This is a genomic window from Saccharothrix coeruleofusca, assembly GCF_014648515.1.
Lineage (GTDB): Bacteria > Actinomycetota > Actinomycetes > Mycobacteriales > Pseudonocardiaceae > Actinosynnema > Actinosynnema coeruleofuscum.
The window spans coordinates 356,859-375,383 of sequence record NZ_BMRG01000004.1 but is presented as its reverse complement, the minus strand read 5'-3'; the positions used below and the strand labels follow the sequence as shown (position 1 = coordinate 375,383).

22 protein-coding genes are annotated in these 18,525 nt (G+C 75.0%); 10 read left to right on the top strand and 12 right to left on the bottom strand.

Annotated features, from left to right (window positions below; genetic code table 11):
• The first annotated feature begins 251 nt into the window (after window positions 1-251).
• Window positions 252-869: a hypothetical protein gene (locus IEZ00_RS13885; protein WP_189223629.1), complete on the top strand. Its 618-nt coding sequence runs from the start codon at window positions 252-254 to the stop codon at window positions 867-869.
• Here the strand turns inward: IEZ00_RS13885 and IEZ00_RS13880 are convergent.
• Complete coding sequence (locus IEZ00_RS13880) at window positions 829-1,314, bottom strand: MarR family winged helix-turn-helix transcriptional regulator (RefSeq protein ID WP_189223628.1); 486 nt, start codon at window positions 1,312-1,314, stop codon at window positions 829-831. The two genes, IEZ00_RS13885 and IEZ00_RS13880, sit on opposite strands and share 41 nt — an antisense overlap.
• A 39-nt stretch (window positions 1,315-1,353) precedes the next feature.
• Here IEZ00_RS13880 and pip point away from each other — a divergent pair, with 39 nt between their 5' ends.
• Window positions 1,354-2,304: a prolyl aminopeptidase gene (gene pip / locus IEZ00_RS13875; RefSeq protein ID WP_189223627.1), complete on the top strand. Its 951-nt coding sequence runs from the start codon at window positions 1,354-1,356 to the stop codon at window positions 2,302-2,304.
• On the opposite strand, the gene IEZ00_RS13870 is transcribed toward pip, so the two are convergent.
• The 3 genes from IEZ00_RS13870 to IEZ00_RS13860 form a co-directional block, all read right to left on the bottom strand.
• Entirely contained in the window at window positions 2,292-3,077 is a 786-nt protein-coding gene (locus IEZ00_RS13870; protein ID WP_189223626.1) for a GNAT family N-acetyltransferase, read from the bottom strand. The genes pip and IEZ00_RS13870 overlap by 13 nt on opposite strands.
• 66 nt (window positions 3,078-3,143) lie before the next feature.
• Complete coding sequence (locus tag IEZ00_RS13865; protein ID WP_229795605.1) at window positions 3,144-3,770, bottom strand: class I SAM-dependent methyltransferase; 627 nt, start codon at window positions 3,768-3,770, stop codon at window positions 3,144-3,146.
• Window positions 3,771-3,861: 91 nt separating this feature from the next.
• Complete coding sequence (locus IEZ00_RS13860; protein ID WP_189223625.1) at window positions 3,862-4,617, bottom strand: SDR family oxidoreductase; 756 nt, start codon at window positions 4,615-4,617, stop codon at window positions 3,862-3,864.
• A gap of 92 nt (window positions 4,618-4,709) precedes the next feature.
• On the opposite strand from IEZ00_RS13860, the gene IEZ00_RS13855 reads away from it, so the two are divergent.
• Window positions 4,710-5,630, top strand: coding sequence for a ferredoxin family protein (locus IEZ00_RS13855; RefSeq protein WP_229795603.1), 921 nt, complete (start codon window positions 4,710-4,712; stop codon window positions 5,628-5,630).
• On the opposite strand, the gene IEZ00_RS13850 is transcribed toward IEZ00_RS13855, so the two are convergent.
• On the bottom strand, window positions 5,511-6,242 hold the full coding sequence (locus tag IEZ00_RS13850; protein ID WP_189223624.1) for a TetR family transcriptional regulator: 732 nt from the start codon (window positions 6,240-6,242) through the stop codon (window positions 5,511-5,513). The genes IEZ00_RS13855 and IEZ00_RS13850 overlap by 120 nt on opposite strands.
• 12 nt (window positions 6,243-6,254) lie before the next feature.
• Complete coding sequence (locus tag IEZ00_RS13845) at window positions 6,255-6,419, bottom strand: hypothetical protein (RefSeq protein WP_189223623.1); 165 nt, start codon at window positions 6,417-6,419, stop codon at window positions 6,255-6,257.
• A 26-nt stretch (window positions 6,420-6,445) separates the two neighbouring features.
• Between IEZ00_RS13845 and IEZ00_RS13840 the strand changes: the two genes are divergently transcribed.
• The gene (locus tag IEZ00_RS13840) at window positions 6,446-6,964 is read left to right on the top strand and encodes a CGNR zinc finger domain-containing protein (RefSeq protein ID WP_189223622.1); all 519 of its coding nucleotides are present in this window, start codon (window positions 6,446-6,448) and stop codon (window positions 6,962-6,964) included.
• On the opposite strand, the gene IEZ00_RS13835 is transcribed toward IEZ00_RS13840, so the two are convergent.
• Window positions 6,954-7,895 (bottom strand): pentapeptide repeat-containing protein, encoded by a 942-nt coding sequence (locus IEZ00_RS13835; RefSeq protein ID WP_229795601.1) that lies wholly within the window; start codon window positions 7,893-7,895, stop codon window positions 6,954-6,956. The genes IEZ00_RS13840 and IEZ00_RS13835 overlap by 11 nt on opposite strands.
• A 33-nt stretch (window positions 7,896-7,928) precedes the next feature.
• On the opposite strand from IEZ00_RS13835, the gene IEZ00_RS13830 reads away from it, so the two are divergent.
• Window positions 7,929-9,302 carry an amidase family protein gene (locus IEZ00_RS13830; protein ID WP_189223620.1) on the top strand — a complete coding sequence of 458 codons (1,374 nt, stop codon included), beginning with the start codon at window positions 7,929-7,931 and terminating at the stop codon, window positions 9,300-9,302.
• A gap of 33 nt (window positions 9,303-9,335) precedes the next feature.
• Here IEZ00_RS13830 and IEZ00_RS13825 read toward each other — a convergent pair whose 3' ends face one another.
• Window positions 9,336-9,659: an ArsR/SmtB family transcription factor gene (locus IEZ00_RS13825; RefSeq protein WP_189223619.1), complete on the bottom strand. Its 324-nt coding sequence runs from the start codon at window positions 9,657-9,659 to the stop codon at window positions 9,336-9,338.
• A 164-nt stretch (window positions 9,660-9,823) separates the two neighbouring features.
• Between IEZ00_RS13825 and IEZ00_RS13820 the strand changes: the two genes are divergently transcribed.
• The 3 genes from IEZ00_RS13820 to IEZ00_RS13810 all read left to right on the top strand — a co-directional run bounded on the left by IEZ00_RS13820 (window position 9,824) and on the right by IEZ00_RS13810 (window position 12,359).
• Window positions 9,824-10,966 carry an FAD-dependent monooxygenase gene (locus IEZ00_RS13820; protein ID WP_189223618.1) on the top strand — a complete coding sequence of 381 codons (1,143 nt, stop codon included), beginning with the start codon at window positions 9,824-9,826 and terminating at the stop codon, window positions 10,964-10,966.
• A gap of 128 nt (window positions 10,967-11,094) precedes the next feature.
• Window positions 11,095-11,523, top strand: a complete 429-nt coding sequence (locus IEZ00_RS13815) for a nuclear transport factor 2 family protein (RefSeq protein ID WP_189223617.1) — start codon at window positions 11,095-11,097, stop codon at window positions 11,521-11,523.
• Entirely contained in the window at window positions 11,520-12,359 is an 840-nt protein-coding gene (locus IEZ00_RS13810) for a Rossmann-fold NAD(P)-binding domain-containing protein (protein ID WP_189223616.1), read from the top strand. The genes IEZ00_RS13815 and IEZ00_RS13810 overlap by 4 nt, the downstream gene beginning before the upstream one ends.
• Window positions 12,360-12,487: 128 nt before the next feature.
• Here the strand turns inward: IEZ00_RS13810 and IEZ00_RS13805 are convergent, their stop codons facing one another.
• Window positions 12,488-13,117 (bottom strand): superoxide dismutase, encoded by a 630-nt coding sequence (locus IEZ00_RS13805; RefSeq protein WP_189223615.1) that lies wholly within the window; start codon window positions 13,115-13,117, stop codon window positions 12,488-12,490.
• A gap of 130 nt (window positions 13,118-13,247) precedes the next feature.
• On the opposite strand from IEZ00_RS13805, the gene IEZ00_RS13800 reads away from it, so the two are divergent.
• Entirely contained in the window at window positions 13,248-13,781 is a 534-nt protein-coding gene (locus IEZ00_RS13800; RefSeq protein ID WP_189223614.1) for a hypothetical protein, read from the top strand.
• A 72-nt stretch (window positions 13,782-13,853) separates the two neighbouring features.
• Window positions 13,854-15,170, top strand: coding sequence for a PepSY-associated TM helix domain-containing protein (locus IEZ00_RS13795; RefSeq protein WP_189223613.1), 1,317 nt, complete (start codon window positions 13,854-13,856; stop codon window positions 15,168-15,170).
• 34 nt (window positions 15,171-15,204) lie between these two features.
• Here IEZ00_RS13795 and IEZ00_RS37770 read toward each other — a convergent pair whose 3' ends face one another.
• The 3 genes from IEZ00_RS37770 to IEZ00_RS13780 all read right to left on the bottom strand — a co-directional run bounded on the left by IEZ00_RS37770 (window position 15,205) and on the right by IEZ00_RS13780 (window position 18,513).
• On the bottom strand, window positions 15,205-16,710 hold the full coding sequence (locus IEZ00_RS37770; RefSeq protein ID WP_268248713.1) for a GNAT family N-acetyltransferase: 1,506 nt from the start codon (window positions 16,708-16,710) through the stop codon (window positions 15,205-15,207).
• Window positions 16,711-16,845: 135 nt separating this feature from the next.
• Entirely contained in the window at window positions 16,846-18,072 is a 1,227-nt protein-coding gene (locus IEZ00_RS13785) for an SPFH domain-containing protein (RefSeq protein WP_229795599.1), read from the bottom strand.
• 15 nt (window positions 18,073-18,087) lie between these two features.
• Complete coding sequence (locus tag IEZ00_RS13780; protein ID WP_229795597.1) at window positions 18,088-18,513, bottom strand: NfeD family protein; 426 nt, start codon at window positions 18,511-18,513, stop codon at window positions 18,088-18,090.
• Window positions 18,514-18,525: the final 12 nt, after the last annotated feature.

The window sequence follows — 18,525 nt, the reverse complement described above, 5'->3', positions numbered from 1 at the left end:
CTCGCTCGTCCGCGCCGTTCATCGTGCGCCGTCGGGCGGAGCCGTTCGCAGGACACGGCGGGTCGTCGTCGCGGCTGCGCTGCAATGCGTCGGGTGCGTGCGTGCCGGAGGTGGCACCGGCCACTGTGGACGACCCCCACCCGGTGACCTCCGGCCAGGTCGCCGTAATGCCGATAATCTACATTATGTTAAGTAAGTCGTTCGCGGCCCTCTCCCGCCCGGCGGTCCGGGCTCCCCTAGCCTCAACGCCCATGCGCGAACTGCTGGTGGTGCTGGACAAGGTCGACCGGGTGGTGCCGCTGGTGGCGGAGGGCTCGCGCTTGGGGGTGGTGCGTCCCGGCAGTCCCCTGGCGGCCGAGGACCTGCGCACCCAGCCGCACCGGATCAGCGCCCGTGCGTGGACGGCGCTCACCGAGTCGGTGGAGTTCCTGCGTGCCGCGCGTGGTGTGTGCGCGGACGGTGGTGATCTGCGGGTGGTCCGGGCGCTGGTGCGCGGCGCGGTGGAGAACGCGTGTTGCGGGGTGTGGCTGTTGGGCGCGTCGCGGGCCGAGCGGTTGGCGGATGCGGCCTCGGAGGTGGCCGTGGAGCGGTCGGCGCTGGTGCGGCGGGCGGGTGAGCTGGCTCCGGCGGTGGGGGCCGAGTTGGCGGTGGCGGCGTGGCGGGCGTGTGACGGCCTCTCCCCTGCCGTGGACGGGGTGCTGGTCAGGGCGGAGGTGGTGGATCAGGTGCAGCCGGGGATCGACTTGGCCTCGGTGGCGGAGTCGGTGCGGCCGGTGCTGGCCGCCGCTGCGGTGGGGTTGATGGTGTTGGGGCGGGGGTTGGAGCTGTTCAAGGCGCGGTCTCGGGTGGTGCTGCCAGGTGTGAGCTGATCCGGTCGTGCATGGGGCGTCGGGCCAGGGCGGCCAGGGCGGCGTCGATGAGGTCGCCGAGCGGGTGGGGCAGTTCGGCTTCGAGTTCGGTGGCGGCGGCGCGGGTGGCGTGCCACTCGGCGTCGAGGGTGGGCAGCAGGGCGCGGGCGCGGTCGGTGAGGTGGACGACGCGCTGGCGGGCGTCCTGCTCCCCCGCCTGCAGTCGGGCCAGGCCGTCGCGGGCCATCTGGTTGGCGGTTTGGCTGATGGCGGAGTGGGTGACGCCGATTTCGGTGGCGAGGTCTTTGATGGACTGGGGTCCGCGTGCGGCGACGAGTCGGATGACCGGTGTGTAGCGGGGTCGGTAGTCGGTGAGGCCGAGGTCGTCGTAGAGGCTGGTCAGGCCGTTCTCGAGTTGGTCGAGCAGGTGTCGTAGGCGGGTGCCGAGGTAGTCGTTGGTGGCCACGGCGTTAATGTAACAGTGCTGTTGTAGTTGTGGAGGGGGATGTCGATGACCTATCCGGTGGGTGAGCCGGTCGAGCAGGGGATGCTGGACGTCGGTGATGGCAACCTCGTGCACTGGGAGGTGCACGGCAATCCCGACGGCAAGCCCGCTGTGGTGCTGCACGGCGGTCCGGGGACGGGCTGCTCCCCCGGCGCGGCGCGGTTCTTCGACCCGAGCGCGTACCGCGTGGTGTTGATGGACCAGCGCGGTTCGGGGCGCAGCACGCCGCACGCCAGCGAGTACGGCGCGGATCTGTCGGTGAACACCACCGCGCACCTGGTGGCCGACATCGAGCGGTTGCGCGAGCACCTGGGTGTCGAGAAGTGGTTGGTGCACGGCGGGTCGTGGGGGTCGACGCTGGCGCTGCACTACGCGCAGCTGTTCCCGCACCGGGTCGGCGAGATCGTGCTGATCGCGGTCACCACGACGCGGCGGGAGGAGATCGACTGGCTCTACCACGGGATGCGGCGGTTGTTCCCGGTGGAGTGGGAGCGGTTCCGGGCGGGTGCGCCCGAGGACGCCGCGGACCTGGTGGTGGCCTACGACCGGTTGCTCAACGACCCGGACCCGGCGGTGCGGCAGAAGGCGGCGGACGACTGGGTGGAGTGGGAGCACTCGATCCTGTCGTTGGACCCCGACCACGCGCCGCCGCCGCAGGCGCAGGACCCGGCGTGGCGGATGGCGTTCGCCCGGATCACGGCGCACTACTTCCGGCACGGGGCGTGGTTGGAGGAGGGGCAGGTGCTGCGGGGGATGCCGAGGCTGGCGGGGATTCCGGGGACGATGGTGCACGGCAGGTTGGACCTGCAGGGGCCGCTGCTGACCGCGTGGGAGGTCGACCGGGCGTGGCCTGCGGGTGAGCTGGTGGTGGTGCGGGGTGCTTCGCACTCGGTGCGGGACGCGGGGATGGCCGAGGCGTTGGTGGCCGCGCTGGACTCCTACCGGCCGTAGGTGATGGTGCGCTGTCCGGTGGGGCGGAAGCCGAGCGCGGTGTAGAGGTGGCGCGGGACCGGGTAGGCGTCGTCGCCGCGGGGGTGCACCACGACAGTGCGGGCTCCTGCGGCGCGCAGCCGGTGCAGCGCGTCCAGGGACACCGCGGCGGCCAGGCCGCGGCGGCGGTGGTCGGGGTGGGTGCCCACCGGCTCCAACTCCCCCACCCCGGTGCGCTCGTCCAGCCAGGCCAGGCAGTAGGCGGCGACGCTGCCGTCGGGGGTGCGGGCGACGCGGTCGAGGTCGGCGCGGTAGGGCCAGGTGGCGCGGACCAGGCGGTAGCTGTGGTCGGTGACGCGGGAGGGGTGGAAGGCGGCGCGGTGGGCGGCCACCCTGGCGGGCACGTCGGGGTCGGTGACGTGGTCGAGGTGGTGCCCCGGTGGCAGGCGGGGTTCGGGCAGGTCGGTCAGGTCGTGGACCAGGCGCTGGAAGAACGGGCCGGGGCGGGGGCGCAGGCCGCGGCGGTGCAGGGCGCGGGCGAGGTGGGTCTCGCTGTCCAGGATGGTGACCGTGCGGGGGTCGGCCCAGTCCAGCAGGTGCTCCACCTCCTCGGGGTGGTCGGGGTGGGCGCCCAGCTCCAGCTCCCCCGGCGCGCTGAGCCAGCCCCAGGCGTGGTCGAGGACCAGGGTGGGCCAGTCGGTGCGGCCGTGCTGGGTCAGCGACCAGGTCAGGCCGCCGATGTGCCAACGGCCGGTGGGCCAGCAGGTGCTGGCGATGTCCTGCAGGGCGCGCATGGTGGGCGATCTTGACACGGCGGTGGTGCGGCGGGCACGGGGTTTTCCGTCGCGGGGTTTTCGGCGTCAGCGGGGGCGCCAGACGGTGGTGGTGCGCACGTCGCGGCCTTCCAGGTCGCGGGAGACGGGCACCTGGAACACCGCGACCTCGGTGAACCGGTCGCGGGGCAGGTGGGCGCGTTGGGGGTCGCCTACCAGCACGGTGGCGCCGCGGGTGTGGGCGCGCAGCAGGAACGGCAGCACGCGGGCGGCCATGTCGCGGTCGTAGAACACGTCGCCCGCCAGCACCACGTCGGTGTCGGGGTCGGTGTCGAGCAGGTCGCCGGTGAGCACGGTCAGGTCCACGGCGTTGGCGGCGGCGTTGCGGGTGGTGGCGGTGGTGGCCAGCGGGTCGACGTCGTTGGCGGTGACGTGGGCGCCGGTGCGGGCGGCGGCGATGGCGACCAGGCCGGAGCCGCAGGCCAGGTCCAGCACGCGGCGTCCGGCGGTGGTGGCGGGGTGGTCGAGCACGTGGCGGGCCAGTGCCTGGCCGCCCGCCCAGGGGAAGGCCCAGAAGGGCGGGTCGGTGGTGCCGGTGTGCTCCCACAGGGAGATGACGTCGTCAGCGGTGTGCAGCGCGATCTCGGGTACCAGGGGCACGGGGCGCAGCGTGGTGTCCCTGGCCAGCAGGTCGTCCACGGGTGGGTCGTCCACTAGGTGGTGAGGTGGTGGTCGGCGGGGCGGAGTGGCTGTCGCGCCATGGCGCGATGGTAGTACCGGTGTCGCCGGTGGCGGGGTGGTGCGGTCACAGGCCGCCCGCCACGCGCAGCACGGCTCCGGTGGTGAACGAGGCCTCCTCCCCCAGCAGCCAGGCGACGGCCGCGGCGATCTCCTCGGCTGTGCCCGCGCGGCGCAGCGGGATCGACGGGGCCACGCGGTGGGCCCGGTCGGGTACGCGGGAGAGCTGGTGGATCTCGGTGTCGACGGTGCCCGAGGCCACGGCGTTGACCCGGATGCCGCGTGGGCCCAGCTCCTTGGCCAGGCCGATGGTCATCGCGTCCACGGCGGCCTTGCTGGCCGCGTAGTGCACGTACTCCCCCGGTGAGCCCAGGGTGGCCGCGGCCGAGGAGATCGAGACGATCGCTCCGCCTTCAACGAGGTCGCGGGCGGCGCGGCGGGCGCACAGCAGCGCGCCGACGACGTTGACCTCGACCACGCGCCGCAGGTCGCTCGGGTCGGTGTCGGCCAGGGGGCCCACGGGGCTGGTGATGCCCGCGTTGATCACCACACCGGTGACCTGTCCGAGTTCGGCGGCGGTGTCGAACAGCCGGTCGACGTCGGTGTCGTCGCCGACCTCGGCGCGCACGGCCACCGCGCCGACCTCGTCGGCCAGGGCGCGGGCGCGTTCGGCGGCGGTGCGGTAGCTGAAGATCAGGCGGTGGCCGCGTCGGGCCAGCAGCCGCACGGTGGCGGCGCCGATGCCGCGGCTGCCGCCGGTGATCACGGTGAGAGGGCTGTGCGCGCCGTTGGCTGCCCCGTTGTCGTTCCCCCTGGTCGTCATGACCGGGGAACATACCGGTGACCATGTCACCCGGTTGGGTGGCACGGGGTGGTGGGACCACTCGAAGGGAGGAATGGGGGCACCCCGTGGTGGTGACCGGAGATGTCCGCTGCGCCGCGCTGTCGCAGTCCTGCGGCGAGCCGCAGGCGGGGACCGCGCCGACCGCCGCCGGGTGGATCTGCCTGGAGCAGCCCGGTGCGTGGGGGCGCGAGGCGCTCACCGGCAGCCGCCTCGACCCGAGGTTGGGCGTCGAGCTGCAGCGGCGGGCAGGGGCGGTGGGTGCGCGTGTGCTGCTGATCCGCCGTCCCGGCCGTCACGCCGACGACCGCCGCGGGACGTCCCCGGTCCGTCGCGCCTACCTGGCGGCGGGCACTCCCGGCGGGTCGTGGTTGGAGCGGGTCGACCTGGTCGCGCCCGAGCAGCTGCTGGAGCTGGACTTCGCCGCTCTGGGTGGTGCTCGTCCCACCGGTCTGGGGCGTCCGGTGTCGGGTCCGCTGCTGCTGGTGTGCACTCACGGTCGGCGTGACGCCTGTTGCGCGCTGCGCGGGCGTCCCGCGATAGCGGGGTTGGCCGCCGCCCACCCGGAGGCGGTGTGGGAGTGCAGTCACACCAGTGGGCACCGCTTCGCCCCGACCGGGGTGCTGCTGCCCACCGGCTACCACTACGCGCGTCTGGACCCGGTCTTCGGCGAGCACCTGCTGCGCCGTGCCGCCGAGGGGCGCGTGGTGGTCGAGCGCTGCCGGGGCCGCTCGGCCTACCTGCCGGTCGACCAGGTCGCCGAGCTGGCCGTGCGGGAGCGGACCGGGGAGACCCGTGACGTGCTCACCGCCGCGGGCGGGTACGTCCGGCACGTCGACGGCCGCGTCTGGCGGGTGCGCTGCCTGCGTCGCGACCTACCGCCCGCACGCCCCGCCAGCTGCGGCGCGGCCCCCTCCGTGCCCGTCGTCCTGGTCGTCGTCGAGGTCCAGCGGCTGGCGGGCGTTGCGCGAGGGCGGCAGGGGGGACGGCGCTGAGGTAGGCCCCGCGGAGGGGCGTGGGGTGGGTTGCGAGGAGGGCACGGCGGCGTGGAACAGGCCCAGGCCCAGCGCGTAGGGGTCGTCCAGGCCCACCGCGCGCAGCGCCTCGGCGGGCAGTGCCAGCAGCGACACGGCCACCCCGAGGAAGTAGGCGTCGAGCAGGCCGGCGTCGCGCACGCCGCTGGGCAGCCCGGCCGCGCGGTGCAGGCGCGCGCCTGCCTCGGCGTTGGCCACCACCATCCGGCCCAGCGCCTCGCGCACGCCCGGTCTGCGCACCGCCTCCAGGTACAGCTCCACCATCGCCAGGAACTGGGTCGGGTCCTCGGCCACCGCGCGTCGCAGCAGCGCCGGGTACAGCTCGCTGACCTGGGTGGCGGAGATGCCCGCGGGGGTGGTGGCGCGCAGCCGGGCCACGGCGGCGGCGTGCAGTTCGGTCATCCGCTGCGCCGCGGCGCGCAGCAGCGCGTCGCGGCTGGGGAAGTAGTTCTTCGTGGTCCCCTCGGGCACTTCCGCCGCCCGGTCCACCGCGCGGTGCGTCAGCCCTCGCCCGCCTTCGGCGGCCAGCACGGAGATGGCGGTGTCGCACAGCAGTTCCCGACGGCTCGTCACGGGGAGGGGACACTAGCGGAGTCGGGCGGGCCGTCCGGCCGTGGCCAGCAGCCTGCCGTCCCGCAGGACCAGCCAGATCCCGCACACGCAGCGCACGTAGCGCACGCGACCGTGGGTGGAGACGGGGTAGGCGGGGTCGTCGGCGGGCCAGCCGCAGCTGGGGCACGTGGTGGTCACGCCCCCCAGCGTGGTGTCATGGTTCAGTGCATTTCAACCCTTACGGCGGTGCGGCGGCCGAGCTGGCCGCCGCGCTGGTCAACGCCTCCCCCGGCACGAGCGCCCGCGACCTGGAGCGGCTGCTGCACGCGCAGGGCTACCGGCCGGTGGGCACGCTCACCGACGACCAGGCCGCCGGGCTGATGGCCTGGGCCCGCCGCCTGGAGGAGGTGTTCACCCGGCCCGAGCGGCGGGTGGGGCTGGTCAACGCGCTGCTGGTCGACAGCGCCAGCAGGCCCTACATCTCCACCCACGACGACCGCCCGCCCCACCTGCACTTCGCCCCGGAGCGGGCGCCCACCCCCGAGCGGGTGCGCGCCTTCACCGCCGCCGGGCTGGCCCACGCGGTGTGCCAGGACCCCGACCGGTTGGGCCGCTGCGCCCGCGAGGGTTGCGGCGTGGTCTTCGTCGACACCTCCCGCAACGGCCGTCGCCGCTACTGCGACACCCGCTGCGCCAACCGGGTGCACGTCCGCGAGCACCGCAGGCGCGGGCTCAGCGGTTGACCCGCCGCCCGAACCGCACGCCGTCGAACCGCGCGGACTCCCCGATCAGCGCCGAGCCCACGTCGGTGCGGCCGCGGAACCACGACCCGGAGAACACCGCGTCGTGCTGGAACACCGCCCCGCCGAACAGCGCCCGCCCGCCGAAGCGGGCTCCGCGCACCGAGGCGGGCCCGGTGAACTCCGCGCGCCGCAGGTCCGCGCGACCGGAGACGCGCACCCCGTCCAGCACCGCCTCGCGCGCCGCCCGCACCCCGGCGAACCCGGCGTTGCCGGTGAACACCGCGTCCGCGAAGGAGACCGGCCCGACGAACAGCGCCTCGTCGAACCGGGCGTGCCGCAGGAACCGCGCCTGGTCGAACCGGGCCGCGCCGGTCACCGTCGCCGCGGTGAAGCGGGCGTCGCCCAGGAACACCGCCCCGGTGAAGTCGGCCGCGGCCACCCGGCAGCCCGACAGGTCCCAGTCCACCAGGATCGCCCCGGCCGCCTTGAGCTCCACGCCGGGCCAGAAGTCCTCGCCGGGGCGAAGGTGCGCGCGCAGCCGCTGCTGCACCAGCCGCCGCCACGGCGCGTCCAGCCCCCGCTCCACCCCGCCGCGCAGCACCGCCAGCCAGGCGTCGACCACGTCCTGGCGCCGCCGCGGCTGCTGCCTGCCGATCTCCTCCAGCAGGTCCAGCCCGGCCCGCTCGCCCGCGCGCAGCAGCCGGTTGGCCTGCCGCCACCGCGACACCGGGGCCGGGGCGGCGGGCGCGGTGCGCCTGCGCGCGTGCTCGTCCAGCAGCGTTTCCGCGCGTGAGGTCCGGTGGTGGCGGTGGACCACGACGCCGATCACCACCGCCACGAACACCCACTGCAGCCACGTCGGGACCATGTCCCCGATCATGCCCGCACCGGCCGGGTCGGCGCCGGGAACCGCGCGTGCCGCTTCCGTCACCACACCGGCCCCGGTTGACCGTAGGGTGCGGCCATGGACCTGACCGAGGCGTGCTTCGCGGGTGCCGCACGGCAAGCGGAGCTCATCCGCGCGGGCGCGCTGAGCAGTCGTGACCTGGTCGCCGAGTGCCTGCGCCGCATCGACGGCCACGACCGGGTGCTCAACGCGTTCCGCCTGGTGTTCGCGGCCGGCGCGCTGGCCGAGGCCGAGCGGGCCGACGCCCGCGCGGCCCGCGGCGAGCACGCCCCGCTGCTGGGCGTGCCGGTGGCGGTCAAGGAGGACCTGGCCATCGCCGGGTTGCCCACCACCAAGGGCACCGCCGCGGTGGACCGGCCCGCCCCCGCCGACTCCGAGGTGGTGGCCAGGCTGCGCCGCGCGGGCGCGGTCGTGGTGGGTCGCACCCGGATGCCGGAGCTGGGCCTGTGGCCGCACACCGAGAGCAGCTGGGCCGGGCCCACCCGCAACCCCTGGTCGCCCGCGCACTCGCCGGGCGGCTCCAGCGGCGGCTCGGCCGCCGCCGTGGCGGCGGGCATGGTGGGTGCGGCCGTGGGCACCGACGGGGCGGGGTCGATCCGCATCCCGGCCGCCTGCACCGGCCTGTTCGGCCTCAAACCGCACCGCGACCGCGTCCCGCTCGACGACGGCGCGGCCTGGACCGGCATGGTCGTGGCCGGGCCCATCACCCGCCACGTCCGCGACGCCGCCCTGCTGACCGACGTGCTGGCCCCCGGAGCCGACTTCGCCGCCGCGGCGGCGGTCGACCCGCCCCGCCTGCGCGTGGCGGTGTCGCTGCGCACCTGGGGTCCGGGCATCCCCATCGCCGAGGAGGTCCGCGACGCCGTCCTGGACACCGCCCGGCTGCTGGCCGACCTCGGCCACGACGTGGTGCGGCTGGACCCGGAGATGCGCGACGTCGCCGGATCGGCCGCCTTCGCCGCCCGCTACCTGCACATCGCCGCACGCGGGGTGGCCGAGCTGCCCCACCCCCGCAGGCTGGACCGCGCCACCCGCCGGGTCGCCGCGCTGGGCCGCGCCCTGCCGCCGCGCACGGTGCGCGCCGCCCTGGCCCAGGGCGAGCCGCTGACCCGCCACGCCAACCGGGTCTTCGACCGGCACGACCTGCTGCTGACCCCGGTGCTGACGCGCCCGCCGCTGCGGGTGGGCCAGTGGGCCGGCCGCCCCACGGTCACCGCGCTGCTCTCCGCCGCCCGCATGACCACCTTCCTGCCCCTGTGGAACATCGCGGGCAACCCCGCCGCCGCCGTGCCCGCGGGGCACACCCGCGCGGGCCTGCCGCTGGCCGTCCAGCTCGTCGGGCGCGCGCGCGACGAGCGCACCGTCCTGGCCGCGGCCGCCCAGCTGGAACGCGCCCGCCCGTGGGCCGACCGCCGCCCGCCCGGCTTCTGAGAACTACCGGTCTGGGAACTACCGGTCCGGGAACTACCGGGCGGACCTGGTGAACTCCGCGGCGAGCAGGTCGAGCAGGCCGGGGAACCGGCGGTCGATCGCCGCTCGACGCAGCCGGACCCCCTTCTTGTTGCCGTAGTCGACCTCGCAGAGCAGGCCGGCGTCGCACAGCGTCCGGAAGTGGTGGGTCCGGGTCTGCTTGCTCACCGGGAGGTTGAAGGAGTGGCAGGCGCGCTCGCCGTCGGTCCGGTCCGCGGCCAGTTCGATCACGACGGCGCGCCTGTGGGGGTCGGCGAGGGCGCGCAGGACGGTGCCCAGGTCGAGCTCGTCTCCCGGCACCGCACTCGTCTCCGGCATCACGCCACCCTCCCGTAGGTACGACTTGAATCGTACCTCGGTTTGTGCTCCACTTAGGTACGAAGTTTTTCGTACCTAAGTACGGGTGGACCCGTGCGAACACGTCCGGGGCGACGGCAAGCCGACGGCCCCGGATGCCCACTCGTGGATTCAGAGGTCGTGACATGGTTTCTCCTGGTGTGCTGATCGTCGGCGCCGGCGTCGCCGGCCCCGCGCTGGCTCATTGGCTCGCCCGTTCCGGGTGGCGGCCGACGGTCGTCGAGCGGTCGAGGGAACTGCGCTCCGGTGGCAGCGCGGTGGTCCTCAGGGGGCCGGCACTCGCAGTAGCGGACGAGATGGGCATTTCGCCGCAACTGCGCGAACTCAGGACACGCGCCACCCACGTATCGCTCCTGGACGCCGGCGGCCGACGGATCGCGCGGTTTCCGCTGAACCCGGACCCGTCGCGAGCGCTGGAGGTCACCCGGTCGGATCTGTCCGCGGTGCTCAACCGCAGAGCGGCCGATGACGCCGAGTTCGTCTTCGACGACACGGTCACCGCCATCGAGCAGGACGATTCCGGCGTCGACGTCACCTTCCGCCGTGCCGCACCCCGCCGGTTCGACCTGGTGATCGGCGCCGACGGCATCCACTCCGCGGTGCGCGGACTGGTGTTCGGCCCGGAACGGGGCTTCACGACCGACCTCGGCATGCACGGGGCGACGGTGCCGTTGGCGCCCGACGCGATCGACGACCCGAGCGAAATGACCGTCCTGGGTGCCCCCGGCCGGATGCTGGCACTCCATCCGTCGCGGGACACGCCGCTGGTGAACTTCACGTTCCGCGCGGCGCCCGCGCACGGGTACGACCGTCACGACGTCGCCCTGCGCAAGCGGATGGTGGCCCGGGCCTACGCCGGCGTGGGGTGGCGGGCACCGGAGTTCATCGCCGCCTACCGGGAGCACCCGGCCCCCTACTTCGACCCGCTGACCAACGTACGTCTGGCGAGGTGGTCCCGAGGCCGGGTGGCCCTGCTCGGTGACGCGGCCTCCGCCACGGCATTGCTCGGCGACGGGTCCAGCATGGCGATCGCCGGAGCACATGCGCTCTCCCTGGCGCTCGCGGCTCATCCGGGCGACCACGCGCGCGCCTTCCGCGTCTACGAGGCCAAGCACCGGCGGGAGGTGGAGAAACGCCAGCGGCGCGTCGGCCTGCTCGCCTCGCTGATGGTTCCACGGACACGCCACGGACTCGCCGTGCGCAACGCCGTCGCCCGTGCTGCGGGCTTCGGACGCGGTCGGCAGGCACAACACGCGGAACCCGCTTGAGCCGCTTCAACGACGGGCTCATCCCGGCCGGGGCGGGGCGGCGGGCATCCCACTGGACGGAACGGTACCGTCCCGTCGTATAGTTGAACGGACGGGACCGTCCCGTCCGTTCGATTCAGGAGTGCCCGATGCCCCACCGCAGCGTCCACGAACTCGTCGACCAGGCCCTGGAACTGGTGCTCGCCCACGACATGTCCGGCTTCGCCGACCTGTGGGCGGCCGACGGGGTCCTGGAGTTCCCCTTCGCCCCCGCCGGTGCCCCCCAGCGCCTGGAGGGCCGCGAGGCGGTGCGGGAGTACCTGCGCGACTACAACGACACCGTCGACCCGCGCGAGATCACCTCCCGCACCACCCACACCACCACCGACCCGGACACCGTCGTGGTCGAGCTCGAGATCGCGGGTGTCGTGGTGGGCACCGGCAAGCCCTACCGGATGCGCTACGTCGCCGTGATCACCGCCCGCGACGGCCGGATCGCCTCCTACCGCGACTACTGGAGCCCGCAGGCCGCCGCCGAGGCACTGGGCGGGACCTCCTCCTTCGCGGGCGCCCGGTGAACACCCTGGTCATCGGCGGCACCGGCACCACCGGCAGCCGGGTCGCCGCCGCGCTGCGCGAGCGCGGCGCCGGACTGCGCGTGGCCACCCGCCACCCGCGCCCGGACCGGCCCGACCAGGTCCGCTTCGACTGGGCCGACCCGGCCACCCACGACCCCGCGACCGCGGAGGTCGACCGGGTCTACCTGATCCCGCCGCTGGGCGCGGTCGACCCGCTGCCCGTGGTCGAGCCGTTCCTGACGCGGGCGGTCGACCGGGGCGTGCGACGGGTGGTGCTGCTCAGCTCCTCGGCCGTGGCCCCCGACACCCCAGGGCTGGGCGCGCTGCAGCGGGCCGTGCGCGACCTGGCGCCGCAGTGGGCGGTGCTGCGGCCCTCCTGGTTCCTGCAGAACCTGACCCGCGAGCACGTGCTGGCCCGCGGCATCCGCGAGCGCGGCGAGATCGTCACCGCCACCGGCTCCGGCCGGGTGGCGCTGGTCGACGCCGACGACATCGCCGCGGTCGCGGTGCGCGCGCTGCTGGACCCGGTGTCCCACGACACCGACCACGTCATCACCGGCCCCCGCGCGGTGGACTACGCCGAGGTCGCCGAGACCATCACCGAGGTCACCGGGCGCCCCGTGCGGCACCGGTCGGTCAGCGCGGGCGAACTGACCGCCCTGCTGGTCGCCGACGGGATGCCCGAGCCCTTCGCCGCCGTGCTGGCCGCGCTGGACGAGACCATCCGCGACGGCGCGGAGGACCGCGTCACCACCACCGTCGCCGACCTCACCGGCCGCCCGCCGCGCTCGCTGCGCGAGTTCGTCACCGCCCACCGCGACGCCTTCGCCGCCTGACCCCGCGTCCCCGTCCCCGCCGACGCGGGGACGGGGACGCGCGGCGGGGTGGCGCCACTTGTCGGAGCACCCGCCACCCGGACCGGAGCCGGCGCGCGAGGTCGGCGCCCGGGGGCAACGCGCGGAGGTCAGCGCGCCGGCGCCACCAGCCCGGTGCCGCCCGCGCGGGCGGCGTCGAAGCGCCGGGTCACGTCGGCCCAGTTCACCAGCGACCACAGCTTCTGCACGTAGTCCGGGCGGACGTTGCGGTACTGCAGGTAGTAGGCGTGCTCCCAGGCGTCGAACACCAGCACCGGGGTGGTGTTCACGCCGACGTTGCCGTGGTGGTCGTAGACCTGCTCCACGACCAGGCGCCGCGACAGCGGCTCCCACGCCAGCACGCCCCACCCCGAGCCCTGCACCAGCGTGGTGGCGGCGGAGAGCTGCTTGGCGAAGGCGTCGAAGGAGCCGAAGTGCTCGTCGATCGCCGCCGCCAGTTCGCCGTCGGGCCGGTCGCCGCCGTCGGGGCTCAGGTTGTCCCAGAACATCGTGTGCAGCACGTGCCCGGACAGGTTGAACGCGAAGGTCTTCTCCAGGCCGACGATGCCCGAGAAGTCCCCCTTCTCCCTGGTCTCGGCCAGCCGCTCCAGGGTGTCGTTGGCGCCCTTGACGTAGGCGGCGTGGTGCTTGCTGTGGTGCAGCTCCAGGATCTCCCCGGTGATCGCGGGCTCCAGCGCCGCGTAGTCGTAGGGCAGATCCGGCAGCACGTACTGGCTCATCGACTCTCCTCGCACCGCATCGGTCCTGCCGCCGCACAGTAGCAGTTGCAAGTAAGTGGCAATAGTGTTCAGGGGTCACCCGTCGCGTCGCACCGGTGACAGGGGGTCGTGGGCCCCCTACGCTCGGGCCGTGGCGATCACCCCGACCCGCGGCCCGCTGCGCTCGGCGCGCTGCGGCGCGGTCGGGGCCACCAGCGGGCTGCTGGCCGCCCTGGTGCACACCGGCGCGGCCGGGCAGCCTCCCCCGGCCCCGCAGGTGGTGGTGTTCACCGCGGGCGTGGCGTGGCTGGCGCTGCCCTTCGCCGACCGCAGGCGCGGACCCGGCGCGATCCTGGCCGTGGTCGGCCTGGTCCAGCTCACCGCGCACCTGTCGCTGTCGCTGCTGTCGCACCCCCACCGGCTGGTGCCCACCCCCGCGATGGCGCTGGGCCACCTGGTCGCCACCCTGCTGGTCGTCGCCGTGCTCACCGGCGCGGAGACCGCCGTGTTCCGACTGGCCGCCGCACTGGCCGCCGCACTGGCCGCCGCACTGCCCCGCAGACTCGCCCCGCCGCCCGCCACCGCGGCGCTGCGCATCCCCATCGCCGCCCACCCGCTGCCGCCGGTGCGCGACGTGCTGCGCCGCCGCGCCGCACCCCGCCGCGGACCGCCCGCCCACTCCTGAGAGATCCCCCACCCGCCCGCGCAGGCGCACGGGCGGTCCCCCCGTCGTCCCCGGATGTCCAGGAGTTCGGCCATGACCAAGCCCTGGCGCGGCCTCGTGCTGCGCTTCCACTTCTACGCGGGGGTCCTCGTCGGCCCCTTCGTGCTCGTCGCCGCCCTCACCGGCGTGCTCTACGCCCTGACCCCGCAGCTGGAGGACCGGCTCTACGCCGAGCAGCTGCGCGTGCCCGCCGCCGAGTCCTCGCTCACCCTCGCCGAGCAGGTCGACGCCGCGCGGGCGGCCCACCCCGGCGGCGAGGTCCTCGCCGTGCGGCCCGCCCCCGAACCCGGCGCCACCACCCGCGTGCTGTTCGCCGACCCCGACCTGGGCGAGTCCGAGCACCGCACCGCCTTCGTCGACCCCGCCACCGGTCGGGTCGTCGGCGACCTGGTCACCTACGGCACCAGCGGCGTGCTGCCGCTGCGCACGACGCTGGACCAGCTGCACCGCAACCTGATGCTGGGCGAACCCGGCCGCCTCTACAGCGAACTGGCCGCCTCCTGGCTGTGGCTGGTCGCGCTGGGCGGACTGGCGCTGTGGCTGACCCGCAGGCGCGCGGCCGCCGACAAGCCCGTGCGCCGCAGGCACGCCGTGCTGGGCCTGTGGGTGCTGGTGGGCGCGCTGTTCCTGTCGGCCACCGGCCTGACCTGGTCGACCTACGCGGGCGAGAACGTCGCCGACCTGCGCCAGGCGCTGGGCTGGAGCACACCCGCGCTGCACAGCGCGGGCGGGCACGCCGAGCACACCACCGCCACCGTCCCCGTCGCGGCCTCCCCCGAGGACGTCGACCGCGTGCTGGCCTCGGCCCGCGCCGCGGGCATCGACGGCGGCGAGGTCGAGGTCTCCCTGCCCGCCGGACCCGGCCAGGCGTGGAAGGTCGCCGAGATCGGCCGGGGCTGGCCCACCCAGGTCGACACCGTCGCCGTGGACCCGGCCACCTTCGCGGTGGTCGACCGGGTCGACTTCGCCGACTACCCGCTGGTCGCCAAGCTCGCCCGCTGGGGCATCGACGCCCACATGGGCACGCTGTTCGGCCCGCTCAACCAGGTCCTGCTGGTGCTGCTGGGCCTGGGGCTGGTCACGCTGGTCGTGCTCGGCTACCGCATGTGGTGGCTGCGCAGGCCCACCAGGGGCTTCGGCAGGCCCGTGCCGCGCGGCCAGTGGCGCAAGCTGCCCCGCGCCCAACTGGCGGTCGTGCTCGTGCTCGCCGCGGCGGTGGGCTGGTTCGCCCCCGTGTTCGGCGTGAGCCTGCTGGTCTTCCTCGCGGTGGACCTGCTGCTGGGCGCCCGCCGCACCCGCGCCCGCAGGCAGCAGCCCGAGGAGCCGGAGGAGCCCGCGCTGACCGGCTGATCCGGCTGGCGCACGGTGAGCGGCGCGGGCCGGATCAGTCCTGCCAGCGCCGCTCGCCGTCCACGACCACCCCGGTGGGCGCCAGCCCGACCGAGCGCGCGACCGCCTCCGACGCGACGTGGCCGTGGCGCACGTGGGCGAGCACGCGCGCCACACCGCGCCCGCGCAGCCAGTCCACCATCAGCCGCGACGCCGCCCGCGCCACGCCCCGGCCCTGGTGCTCGACCCCGACCACCCACGCCACCTCCGCGCGCAGCCCCTCGTCCGCCTCCGCCACCGTGGCCTGCACGAAGCCCGCCGCCCGGCCGTCGTCACCACGGCGCACCACCCAGTTCAGCCACCACCGCCCGGCCTGGCCCACCGGGCCCGCGACCTGCGCGGCGTAGCGGCGGCGCAGCTCCTGCGCGGTCGGCGGCGCGCCGCCGGTGAACGCGTGCAACCGCGCGTCGGCCAGCACCGGGACCATCTCCTCGGCGTGCGACACCCGCAGCGGCTCCAGCAGCACCCCCGGCCCCTCCGGCGGCCCCTCCAGCGGCCCCTCCAGCGGCACCGCCGCCAGCAGCAGGTCCAGGCACCCGGCCCACGCCTGCGGCCGCCCCGCGCGCCGCGCCGCCTCCCGCACCCACTCCAGCACCTGCCGCGGCGGGGTCGAGCGCAGCTCCAGCTCCACCAGCTCGGCGATCTGCTGCGGCGAGGCCGCCGACACCAGGTGCTCCCAGGTCCGCTCCCGCACCCGCGGCCACTGCCCGGTGGCCGCGGCCAGGGCGCGCAACCGCCCGTAGGTCTCCGGGCAGGGCCGCAGCCGCAGCAGATCGCCGCACAGCTCCAGCGCCTGCCCCACCTCACCGTGGCGCAGGCACTCGTCGACGCCCAGGTCCGCCAGCCGCCCCGCCGCGCCCCGGCCGCCGGTGGCCGCCAACCCCCGGCGCACCCACTCCAGCGCCTGCGCGGGGCGGCCCGCCTCCCGCAGCACCGTGGCCACCTGCAGGTAGTGCCACCCCGAGGACAGGTCCCGGCTCAGCCGCAACACCTGCAGGTCCACGTCCCCGGTGTGCTCGGCCAGCTCCTCCACCACCCGCAGCAGCGCCCAGCGCGCCCGGTCGTAGTGCCCGGTGCCGCCGAACCCGACTACCGGCAGCCGCTCGAACCGCGCCACCGCCTCGGCCCGGTAGCGGGCCAGCCCCCGCTCGCCCAGCGCCGCCGCGTACGGGGCCAGCCGCACCTCCGGCGGCTCGGGGAAGGCGGTCTGCAACCGCAGCAGCCAGTCCGCCAGCGTCTCGGGCGGCGGCGGATCGCTCTGGCAGGCCACCGCGTGCAGGTCCAGCACCCGGTCCACCAGTTCGGCGAAGGCCGCCCGGTGCCGGGGATCGACCCCGGCCAGCAGCGCCTCGGCCACCCGCTCGGCCTGCACCCGAGCCCCCGGACCCCGCCGCACCACCTCCGACAGCTCCGCCACGACCGCCGACAGCTCGTCCCAGCGCCGCGCCCACGGCAGCTCCCGAGCCAGCACGTCGACAACCCGATCGGCTAACACCGTCACGGGAACATCCAACCGTAATCACCGACAGTGACCAACTGTGGTGATCAAATGCCGACGACCGTCCCAGCGGACGGGGTGTTCACACGGGAGGGGTGGCGGCCATGACCGGCCGCCACCCCTCCCGTCGGACCCGGCTCACTGCCTCGGCGGTCGGGGCGCCTCCTGCGACACCTCACCAGGCGCGTCCTGGGGCACCGCCAGTCCCGCCGCCGGGGACGCGGTGGGCGCCTCCAGCGACGCCGCCCGCGCCGACTCCAGCGGCCCCGGCACCTCCTGCCGCGCCACCGCCTCCGCCGCGCGCACCGCCTCGGCCACCGCCGGGTCCGGCGCGGTGTCGAACCACGACGCCACCGCCGGGTCGTCCTCCTCCGGCGACGAGGCGGGCGGCTGCTCGGCGGGCGGCTCGTAGCGGAACACCCCGTCCTCGCCCGGCGCGCCCAGCATCCGCGCGAACCCCTCCAGCGCCTTGCCGTAGTCGCTGGGCACCAGCCACACCTTGTTCGCGTCGCCCTGCGCCATCTGCGGCAGCGTCTGCAGGTACTGGTAGGCCAGCACCTCCGGGGTCGGCCTGCCCGCCTTGATCGCCGCGAACACCTTCTCGATCGCCTTGGCCTGGCCCTGGGCCTGCAGGTAGCGGGCCGCCCGCTCGCCCTGCGCCTTGAGGATGCGCGACTGCCGCTCGGCCTCCGCCGCCAGGATCGCCGCCTGCTTGGCGCCCTCCGCGGCCAGGATCTGGCTCTGCTTCTGCCCCTCCGCGGTCTTGATCGCCGACTCCCGCTGGCCCTCCGCGGTCAGGATCATCGCGCGCTTCTCCCGGTCGGCGCGCATCTGCTTCTCCATCGAGTCCTGGATCGACGGCGGCGGGTCGATCGCCTTGAGCTCCACCCGCGCCACCCGGATGCCCCACCGGCCGGTCGCCTCGTCCAGCACCCCGCGCAACTGGTTGTTGATCTGGTCGCGGGAGGTCAGCGTCTCCTCCAGGCTCATCCCGCCCACCAGGTTGCGCAGCGTCGTGGTGGTCAACTGCTCCACACCGACGATGTAGTTGGAGATCTCGTAGACCGCCGCGCGCGGATCGGTCACCTGGAAGTACACGACCGTGTCGATCGAGACGGTGAGGTTGTCCTGGGTGATCACCGGCTGCGGCGGGAACGACACCACCTGCTCGCGCAGGTCGATGCGCGCCCGCACCCGGTCGAAGAAGGGCACCAGGATGTTCAGCCCCGGCGCGGCGGTGGTGCGGTAGCGGCCGAGCCGCTCGATCACCGCGGCCGTGGCCTGGGGAATCACCAGCACCGACTTCAACAGCACGATCAGCGCGAACAGCGCGAGCACCGCCGCCACTACCAGTGTCGTGGTCAACTCTGCAGCCTCCACTCAGGACCCGGACAGCACCACGGCGGTCGCGCCCGAGATCTCGACAACGGTCACTTCCTCGCCCGGCTCGACGACCCTGCCGTCGATGGACCTGGCCGACCACACCTCGCCACCGATGCGCACCCGCCCGCCGTGGCCGTCGACCCTGGCCACCACCACCGCGGTGCCGCCCACCAGCGCCTCCACCCCGGAGCGGTGGTCCAGCCCGCGCGTCATCCGCCGTCGCAGCGCGGGTCGCGCCCCCACCAGCAGGCCCAGCGAGACCAGGGCGAAGACCGCCGAGCCGACCAGCGCGTCCGCGCCCAGCGCCGAGACCCCCGCCGCCCCCAGCGCCGCCACACCGAGCATGACCAGCACGAAATCGCCCGACAGCACCTCGGCGGCCACCAGGAGCACACCGAGGACCAACCAGATCACCGCGGCCACACCGCCATCCTG

Bases quoted from the DNA above. Each gene is read 5' to 3' on its own strand.
- IEZ00_RS13885 (WP_189223629.1), top strand. From the start codon at position 252: ATGCGCGAACTGCTGGTGGTGCTGGACAAGGTCGACCGGGTGGTGCCG.
- pip (WP_189223627.1), top strand. From the start codon at position 1,354: ATGTCGATGACCTATCCGGTGGGTGAGCCGGTCGAGCAGGGGATGCTG.
- IEZ00_RS13870 (WP_189223626.1), bottom strand. From the start codon at position 3,077: ATGCGCGCCCTGCAGGACATCGCCAGCACCTGCTGGCCCACCGGCCGT.
- IEZ00_RS13860 (WP_189223625.1), bottom strand. From the start codon at position 4,617: ATGACGACCAGGGGGAACGACAACGGGGCAGCCAACGGCGCGCACAGC.
- IEZ00_RS13830 (WP_189223620.1), top strand. From the start codon at position 7,929: ATGGACCTGACCGAGGCGTGCTTCGCGGGTGCCGCACGGCAAGCGGAG.
- IEZ00_RS13825 (WP_189223619.1), bottom strand. From the start codon at position 9,659: ATGCCGGAGACGAGTGCGGTGCCGGGAGACGAGCTCGACCTGGGCACC.
- IEZ00_RS13820 (WP_189223618.1), top strand. From the start codon at position 9,824: ATGGTTTCTCCTGGTGTGCTGATCGTCGGCGCCGGCGTCGCCGGCCCC.
- IEZ00_RS13815 (WP_189223617.1), top strand. From the start codon at position 11,095: ATGCCCCACCGCAGCGTCCACGAACTCGTCGACCAGGCCCTGGAACTG.
- IEZ00_RS13805 (WP_189223615.1), bottom strand. From the start codon at position 13,117: ATGAGCCAGTACGTGCTGCCGGATCTGCCCTACGACTACGCGGCGCTG.
- IEZ00_RS13795 (WP_189223613.1), top strand. From the start codon at position 13,854: ATGACCAAGCCCTGGCGCGGCCTCGTGCTGCGCTTCCACTTCTACGCG.